Origin of the sequence: Achromobacter sp. GD03932 (assembly GCF_029839485.1) — a bacterium.
Taxonomy (GTDB): Bacteria; Pseudomonadota; Gammaproteobacteria; order Burkholderiales; family Burkholderiaceae_B; genus Achromobacter; species Achromobacter bronchisepticus_A.
The window spans coordinates 45,292-53,123 of the sequence record NZ_JAOCAT010000041.1 but is presented as its reverse complement, the minus strand read 5'-3'; the positions used below and the strand labels follow the sequence as shown (position 1 = coordinate 53,123).

Below are 7,832 nucleotides of genomic sequence, written 5' to 3'. Positions count from 1 at the left end.
GTCATCAATCGAGACCCATGGAGCTCGACATGAAAGCGACACTTGCGCAGTTCTGGAATGACGAAGACGGCATCACCGCCCTGGAGTACGGGCTGATCGCGGGAATGGTGGCGGTAGCCCTCATTGTCGCGGTGGGGGCGTTTACCGGGTCCTTGAAGGGCATGTTCGAGGAACTTGGCACCAAGCTGGACAACGCCAAGACCGGTACCACTACCCCGCCTCCGACCTGAGCCGCAACCCGTCCGCGCCGTGGCGGCGGCGTGTTCCCCGCCGCCGCGGCGCGTACCCGCAACATGGCATCGCTTGATTGAAGGAGTCCGCGCCTATCGGGCGCGCCCATCGTCGTATCCGTTTTTTCAGAAGGTCCAGCCTTGTATCCAGGGGTAGTGCTGTGGTGGCTGTTGTTCGCATGCTGGATTCTGGCGCTGATCCACGCCGATCTGCGCTATCGCCGCGTCCCCAACCGGCTGATCATCGCGGGACTTGCGGGCCAATTGCTATGGCTGCTGGCAGCCTTGCTGGCGCCCGGCTGGGCCTATCCGCCGCGATGGTCGGGATGGTTGATGGCGCTGGCCGGTTTTTTGGCCGCGGCGCCGTTCCTGCCGCTGTGGCGCAGGCGTCTCATGGGGGCGGGGGATATCAAGGCCATTGCCGTGCTCGGACTGCTGCTGGGCTTCGCGCCGCTGATGGCGACGCTGGCGCTGGCCAGCGTGCTGGCCGGCTTGCATGGCCTGCTGTATCTGGCGGTGTCCCGGGTCTGGGCGTTGAGCAACCGGGCGCGCCAGATTCCCTATGCCGCGTATCTGGGGCTCGCCGCCGGCATCGCGGTTCTTATTCCGTGGAGTTCGCCTTGGTATTCGTGGTGTTCTTCCTGGTGTTTTACGGGATCCTGACGTATTCCCTGGTGGTCGCCGCGCAGCATTCCGTGACCTTGGCCGCACAGGATGGCGCCCGCAAGGTCCTGCAGTGGCAGGCGGGTTCCGCGTCGCTGACGGCGCGGGCCAACGCCGGCCGCGATTCGGCGCTGTACCAGGCGGAGTGGATCAGCACGATGTCCGCCGCGCCGGTCCAGGTGGCGGTCTGCAGCAGCGCGGGCGCGCTCAGCAGCGCGGCCGGCGGCGCCTGCAGCGGCATGCCCCTGGCGCAGGATCAGATCGAAGTCTACGTGTCCTACGCATATGGCGCCCATCCGCTCATCCCTTCGGTGCCGCTCCTGCAGGCCGCGCTGATGCCGGCCTCCAGCGTGCTGAGCGCGCGCGCCACGGTGCATCTGGGCAATGCCTTGGGCGGGGGAGGCTGAGATGCGAGCCCATGCGCAACGCCCTGGGAGCCAGACGCCACGCAAGCGCCAGCGCGGCATCGCGGCGTTGGAGTTTTCGTTGACGCTCACCCTGCTGCTGCTCTTCATTTGCGGCGTGGTCGGGTTCGGCGCGCTGTTCTGGATGCAGCAGCAGTTGGCCGCCGCCGCGGCCGATGGCGCGCGCGCGGCCGTCTATGCCCGCTTCAGTGGTCAGGCCGATGTGCCTGCGGCGGCCTGTCTGGCGGCGATGGGTACGTTTTCGGCCGGCTCCGCGGTGCTGTGCAGCGCCACGCGCGCGCCCTGTGCGTGGACGGGGGCAGGTGGCAGGCCGGCCGATTGCGCCACTGTCGCCATGACCTACAACACACAGTCCTGGCCGCTATTGGAGACCGTGCGGGGGCTGATCACGGCATTGCCGGGCGCGAACCGGAACTGGATACCCAACAGATTGCATTCGCAGGCTGTCGTGCAGATATCGCAGGGGACACCATGAGCAGTCTGAGCAAAATCATCGCGGGCATGTTGCTGGTGGCGGGCCTGGTGCTGGCCTTCGTGGCCTGGCGGCTGGCCTCGGCGCCCGCGAGTCCTCCGCCCAGCGTGACGCCTGCGCCTGTCGCGGCGGCGCCCGCGGAACCGCTCAAACTCCATCCGGTGGTGGTGGCCCGAGAGCCGATCCCAGCCGGTTCGCGCATCGACGGCGCAAGAATGCTGACGGTGGCGCAGTGGCAGGTCGCGCTGTCCGGCGGGTTTGCCGACGTCGCGCCGCTGGAGGGCGCGGTGACGAAGGTCGACATCGCCGCAGGCGATCCGATTTTGCCCAGCCTGCTGACGCAAGGCCTGGCGCGCCAGCTCAAGCCGGGCGAGCGCGCCGTCGCCATCGCGGTGGACGAAGTGATCGGCGGCGGCAATCGTATCGTCCCTGGCGACATGGTGGACGTGTTCTTCATGATCGAAAAAAGCGCTGAAGTCGCCGTCGGCCAGGCCCGCCTGCTGCAGTCGCAGGTGCGCGTGCTGGCGTATGGCAGGGCTACGGTGGAAGGCCCGGATGAAAAGTCGGCGCTGCAGCAAGGGGGGCCTGGTCAGCCGGCGCGCACCGCGGTGCTGGCCGTGCCGGTCGAACGCGTCAATGAGCTGATGCTGGCCAGCCGCGCCGGCCGCCTGCAGTTGGCCTTGCGCCCGGTGGGCGACGACAGCATGCCCGATGCGCAGTTGTTCGCCCGGCGCGGCACGGTGCTGCCGGTGCGCACCGACCTGACCCCCGCGCAGCGCGAGTCGCTGCTGACGGGACCGAACCGCGCCTACGCCGGCGAGAGTCTGGTGCAACTGGACGGCACGACGGCCGCGGCGTTGGCGCCCGCCACCCGCGCCGCCAGCCGGCCCCAGGGTTCCGGCGGCGGCCGGACAGTGGAAATCATCCGAGGAGAGAAATCCGAGCGCGTGCGCTATTGAACGGGGCTGCGGGCGGACCAGGCGCTGACCGCAGCCGGACTTATTCCATCATCGGGTCCAGCACTATGAAGAAACATCAGCGCACCACCATGATCTGCCTGCTGTCGGCTGCGGCGGCGATGGCGCACGCAGGTCTCAGCCTGGCTCAGATCGCGGCGCCCGCGGCCGGCGCGAGCGCGCCGGTCCGCGACATCTCGATGGCGGTGAAGGGGCAGCAGACTCTCATGCTGGATGGCGGCGCGCCCACGCGCATCGCCATCGGCGACCCGGATGTGGCGGACGTGAAGGTATTGCCCGCCTCCGGCAAGCGCGCGGGCTCGGTGCTGCTCTATGGCAAGAAAGCCGGCACCACGCAACTGCAGGTATGGATCGGCAACAATGCGACGCCGCAGATATGGAACGTCCGCGTCGGCGGCAGCGTGCAGGGCGCCTTGGCGAGCCGCGGCCTGGGCGGCGGCGCCAACGTGGACATCGCCGACGGCCATGCCGTGGTGTCGGGACACGCCGAATCGCAGCTGGGGCAGATCGCGTCGGCCACCATGGCGGCATCCGCCGTCGGCGGGGAAAAAAACGTGGTGGACATGTCCACCGCCGGCAGCGGCGGGGTGGTGCAGGTGGAAGTGAAGGTCGTGGAAGTGTCGCGTTCGGTGATGAAGGCGGCCGGCATCAGCTTCACGGCCAGCAACGGCCCCTGGAGCGGCGGCAGCTCCACCATGCCGGCCAGCCTGGGCGGCGCGCTGGCATCCGGCTTTTCGTTGTTTTACGACTCCAACAATTTTTCGGCGCGGCTGCGGCTGCTGCAAACCAACGGCATGGCCCGTGTCCTGGCCGAGCCGACCCTGGTGGCCTTGACGGGGCAGAGCGCCAGCTTCCTGGCTGGCGGCGAATTGCCGATTCCGCAGGCCGGCGGCCTGGGCACGGTCAACGTGACCTTCAAGCCCTTTGGCATCGGCCTGACCGTCACGCCCACGGTGCTGTCGCGCGACCGCATCTCGCTGAAGGTCGCGCCCGAGGCCAGCGAACTCGACTACACCAACGGCATCGCCATCAATACCAGCGCGGATACCAGCACCATCATTCCCGCCCTGCGCACGCGCCGCGCCGACACCACGGTGGAACTGGGCGATGGCGAAAGCTTCGTGATCAGCGGCCTGGTATCGCGCCAGACCAAGGCCATGGTCAACAAGGTGCCCATGCTGGGCGACCTGCCCATCATCGGCTCCTTTTTCCGCAGCGTCGACTATTCCCAAGAGGACACCGAGCTGGTCATCGTCGTGACGCCGCGCCTGGTGCGCCCCATCGCGCGCGGCGTGGCCCTGCCGCTGCCGGGAGCCAAGCAGGAGCAAACGGATACGGCGTTCAATGCTTGGGGCTATTACCTGACCGGCCCGGTGGGCGGCCAGCAGATGCCGGGCTTTTCACGGTGAGCAATATGAAGACACATGCCAGCGAATGGGTGGGCCTGCAAAACGGCACGCGGTTCCTGTTCTGCTCCCAGGGCAACGCGGTTGCCGCACAGTTGGGACAGGCCTTGGGCGACCTGGGGATGCTGACCCAGGAAGCGCCGCGCATCGAGGAATTGGCGCGGCGCCTGACGGAGATTGCGCCGCAGGTGGTGTTCCTGGACTTCACACTGAGCGACGACGAACCCGGCAAACTGTTCAAGTCCGCCGAACTGGCTCGCTTGCTGGCCCGCATCGCGCCGACGTTGCCGCGCGTGGCGGTCGGCTTCCTGAGCCAGCCGGAGGGGGCGATCGCCGCCTTGCGGGCAGGCGTCAGCGATTTCGTCGATCCCTCGGTGGCGCCGCAGGAGATCAAGGAGGTGGTGCTGCGCCTGCTCGACCGGCCATCCGACGGCCGCATGGACGGCACGCGCCGCAGCGTCGTGCTGCTGGGTGCGCGGCCCGGCGTGGGGACCAGCACCTTGGCCGTGCATATGGCGGGGATGGTGCAGGACCGCTTGAAGCTCGCGCACGGCCAGCGCGCAGCCACGAGCGGCGCCAAGACGCCCAAGCCCGCCGGCGAACCGCTACCCCTGTCCAGCCGCGTTGCGTTGATGGACCTGGGCTGGCCCATAGGCGATTGCCAGCTCTACCTGAACATCGGCGGCGACTTCGATTTCGCCGAGGCGGCCCGCAACCTGCGCCGCCTCGACTCGACGCTGCTGGGGTCGGCCATGGCGCATACGGCCAACGGCTTGAGCGTGCTGTCGCTGCCGCGCGATCTGGGCCAGATGCGCGACGTGTCGCAGTCGGATTCGCTGCTGGTGTTCGAGCGCATGCGCCAGCACTTCTCGGTCGTGGTGGCCGATGCGGGCGGTTTCAGCAACCCTGAATTCGTGTCGGGGTTGGCGCGCGCCTCGCAGCTGAATTGGATCGTGACCGACCAGAGCGTCGGCGCGCTGGTGTCGCTGGCCGGCGTGCTGCAGGAGCTGGAACAACAGCACGTGGACCGGCGCAGCCTGGGCCTGATCGTCAACCGTTATGACGAACGCTACGGCATGACGGCGCAGCAGATCGCCGAACGCTTCCAGCTGGAACTGGTGGGCACGCTGCCGGACCGCACGCTGCCGCTGATGGTGTGCACGAACCGCGGCCATCTGCTGCACGAAGAGGCCGAACGCGATGTCTACGTGCGGGCGGTGCAGGCGCTGGCGGAACGCCTGTGCGCCGAAGAGAACGCGCCTGGCGGGCGGGCAGGCTGGCTGGCCACCTGGCTGCCAGGCGTGCACCGCCGCATGGTGGTCGGTTGACGGACAGACAGACGGACGGCTACGGGATCCGACATGATCATGACAGCGACGATAGAGTTCGGCGGCGATGGCGACAAAGGCTTTTCGGCGTCGGACCGCTACCAGGAAGTGAAGACGGCGGCCTACGAGCACCTGCTGTCCCGCATCGAAGAACTGGGCGCGGAGTTCGGCCGCTGGGCCAGGTCGGCGATCCAGGAATTCGTGGACATCGAGGTCGCGAGCTTCGTGCGCCTGCGCCGGGTGCCGATCAACGAAGGGGAAATGCGCGCCATTGCCGAAGCGCTGACCAAGGAACTGGCCGGCCTGGGTCCCCTGGAGGATTTGCTGGCGGACCCGGCCGTGGAGGATATCCTGATCAACGGCTATGACAATGTCTTCGTTTCGCGGCGCGGCGTGCTGGCCCGCGAGACGCTGCGCTTCACCGACAACCAGCACGTGCTGCGCATCGTGCGCCGCATCCTGGCCCCGATCGGCCGGCGGCTCGACGAGTCCAGCCCCATGGTGGACGCGCGCCTGCCCGACGGCGGCCGCCTGAACGTGGTGATCGAACCGTTGGCGGTGGACGGCCCCATGGTGTCGATCCGCAAGTTCCGCCAGGATCCGCTCAAACCCGCGGACCTGCTGACCCTGGGCAGCTTCGACGAAGAGATCTACCGGCTGCTGAACGAGGCGGTGAAGAACCGCTGCAATATCCTGGTGTCCGGCGGCACCAGCTCGGGCAAGACCTCGCTGCTGAACGCGCTGGCGTTCTTCATCCCGGAAACGGAGCGCGTGGTAACGGTCGAGGACACCGCCGAACTGTCGCTCAACCATCCTCACGTGGTGCGGCTGGAGTCGCGCCAGGGCGGTTTTGACGGCAGCGGCGCGGTCAGCATCCGGGAGCTGATCCGCAACAGCCTGCGCATGCGGCCGGACCGCGTGGTGGTGGGCGAAGTGCGCGGCGCCGAGGTCATGGACATGCTGCAGGCCATGAACACCGGGCACGAGGGTTCCATGGCGACCATCCACGCGAACTCCCCGCGCGAATGCCTGTACCGGATCGAGATGCTGGCCGGATTCGCCGGCTTCCAGGGCAGCGAGGACAGCTTGCGCAGGCAGATAGCCAGCGCGCTGGACTTCATCGTACAGATCGGCCGCCTGTCCAACGGCAAGCGCCGTGTGCTGTCGGTGACCGAGATCACAGGCATGGGCGACAACGTGATCTCCACGCAGGAACTCTATCGCCACGAATCCTATGCGACGCCGGACGGCGAGGAGAAGGATCGCTGGAACTGGCTCGGCATCCATCCTCACACGCCCAAGCTGGCCAAGCTGCGCAACGAGGCGCGCGCCAACGACAACCCGCCGGACGACCGCGATGGCGGGAGCGGCGGATTCTGGAGCAGGAGGCGCTGATGCCCGAAGCCCTGGTCCTTGCAAGCCTGGCCGCGGTGCTGGCCATCGCGGCGGCGCTGCTGTGGCGCCACGCCGACCGCAGCGCCCGCCGGGCGGCCAGCTCCGCCTTTCTGGAAAGCCAGTTGCAGCGGGGCCGCGACGCGGCCGCCGCCGACGCGCCTTTCGCCGAGAGCTCGCGTCAGTTCCGCAGCGGGTTTTCCGGCTGGGACCGCTTGCTGCGCCTGGCCGGCCTGCGGCAAAGCGCGGGCTTGTATGTGCGCATCGCGCTTCCCGTCGTGGTCGGTGCGGCGTTGGCGTGGATCTTCCTGGGGGCGCTTTCCGGCGCAGTGAGCTTCCTGCTGCTGGCCGTGTTCGCCTACTTCCTGCTGTGGCTGCGGGCCGACAAGCGCCAGCGGCGCATGATCTCGCAGCTGCCTGCGTTCCTGGACAACATCGTGCGCCTGCTTACCATCGGCAACAGCATGGGCGCCGCCTTCCAGACCGCCGCCGCAGCAGCCGACGAGCCCTTGCGCGAAGTGGTGGAGACGGCGGCCAGCCTGAGCCGCTCCAAGGAGCTGGATGCGGCCTTGGCGCACGTGTCGCGCCTGTATGGGTTGAAGGAGCTGTACATGGTGGCGGCGGTGGTGTCGCTGGCCCTGCGGTTTGGCGGCCGCAGCGACCAGGTGCTGGAACGCATGGCGGCCTTCATGCGCGACGTGGCGCAGGCGCGCAATGAACTGACCGCCAGCTCGGCCGAGGTCCGCTTGTCGGCCTGGATTCTGGCCTTGCTGCCCGTGGGCATCGCGGGCTTCATCATCGTCGCCAACAACAACCTGTTCATGGGGCTGTGGCAAGACCCGCAAGGCTTCAGGATGCTGCTGACCGCGGTCTGCCTGCAGATCGGCGGCTGCTATTGGCTCTATCGCATGGCCAAGGCCATCTGACCGGGGGGGGCGC

9 protein-coding genes are annotated in these 7,832 nt (G+C 68.0%); all 9 read left to right on the top strand.

Features of this window, described 5'->3' with window-relative positions; all coding sequences use genetic code 11:
- Positions 1–29 precede the first annotated feature (29 nt).
- The 9 genes from N5C88_RS28210 to N5C88_RS28170 all read left to right on the top strand — a co-directional run bounded on the left by N5C88_RS28210 (position 30) and on the right by N5C88_RS28170 (position 7,819).
- Positions 30–230, top strand: coding sequence for a Flp family type IVb pilin (locus N5C88_RS28210; RefSeq protein WP_054453678.1), 201 nt, complete (start codon positions 30–32; stop codon positions 228–230).
- A 141-nt stretch (positions 231–371) separates the two neighbouring features.
- Positions 372–893, top strand: a complete 522-nt coding sequence (locus N5C88_RS28205) for an A24 family peptidase (protein WP_118935002.1) — start codon at positions 372–374, stop codon at positions 891–893.
- The gene (locus N5C88_RS28200) at positions 839–1,300 is read left to right on the top strand and encodes a TadE/TadG family type IV pilus assembly protein (RefSeq protein ID WP_280016668.1); all 462 of its coding nucleotides are present in this window, start codon (positions 839–841) and stop codon (positions 1,298–1,300) included. Before N5C88_RS28205 ends, N5C88_RS28200 begins: the two co-directional genes overlap by 55 nt.
- Positions 1,278–1,793 carry a TadE/TadG family type IV pilus assembly protein gene (locus N5C88_RS28195; RefSeq protein ID WP_347881413.1) on the top strand — a complete coding sequence of 172 codons (516 nt, stop codon included), beginning with the start codon at positions 1,278–1,280 and terminating at the stop codon, positions 1,791–1,793. The genes N5C88_RS28200 and N5C88_RS28195 overlap by 23 nt, the downstream gene beginning before the upstream one ends.
- Positions 1,790–2,749, top strand: coding sequence for a Flp pilus assembly protein CpaB (cpaB, locus tag N5C88_RS28190; RefSeq protein WP_118935006.1), 960 nt, complete (start codon positions 1,790–1,792; stop codon positions 2,747–2,749). The genes N5C88_RS28195 and cpaB overlap by 4 nt, the downstream gene beginning before the upstream one ends.
- A 119-nt stretch (positions 2,750–2,868) precedes the next feature.
- Positions 2,869–4,176, top strand: a complete 1,308-nt coding sequence (locus N5C88_RS28185) for a type II and III secretion system protein family protein (RefSeq protein WP_059372833.1) — start codon at positions 2,869–2,871, stop codon at positions 4,174–4,176.
- A complete protein-coding gene (locus N5C88_RS28180) occupies positions 4,173–5,501 on the top strand; it encodes a pilus assembly protein CpaE (RefSeq protein WP_280016666.1) in 1,329 nt (442 codons plus the stop codon). The genes N5C88_RS28185 and N5C88_RS28180 overlap by 4 nt, the downstream gene beginning before the upstream one ends.
- A 33-nt stretch (positions 5,502–5,534) precedes the next feature.
- Positions 5,535–6,896 (top strand): CpaF family protein, encoded by a 1,362-nt coding sequence (locus N5C88_RS28175; protein WP_118935012.1) that lies wholly within the window; start codon positions 5,535–5,537, stop codon positions 6,894–6,896.
- On the top strand, positions 6,896–7,819 hold the full coding sequence (locus N5C88_RS28170) for a type II secretion system F family protein (RefSeq protein ID WP_059372255.1): 924 nt from the start codon (positions 6,896–6,898) through the stop codon (positions 7,817–7,819). The genes N5C88_RS28175 and N5C88_RS28170 overlap by 1 nt, the downstream gene beginning before the upstream one ends.
- The last annotated feature ends 13 nt before the right edge of the window (positions 7,820–7,832 follow it).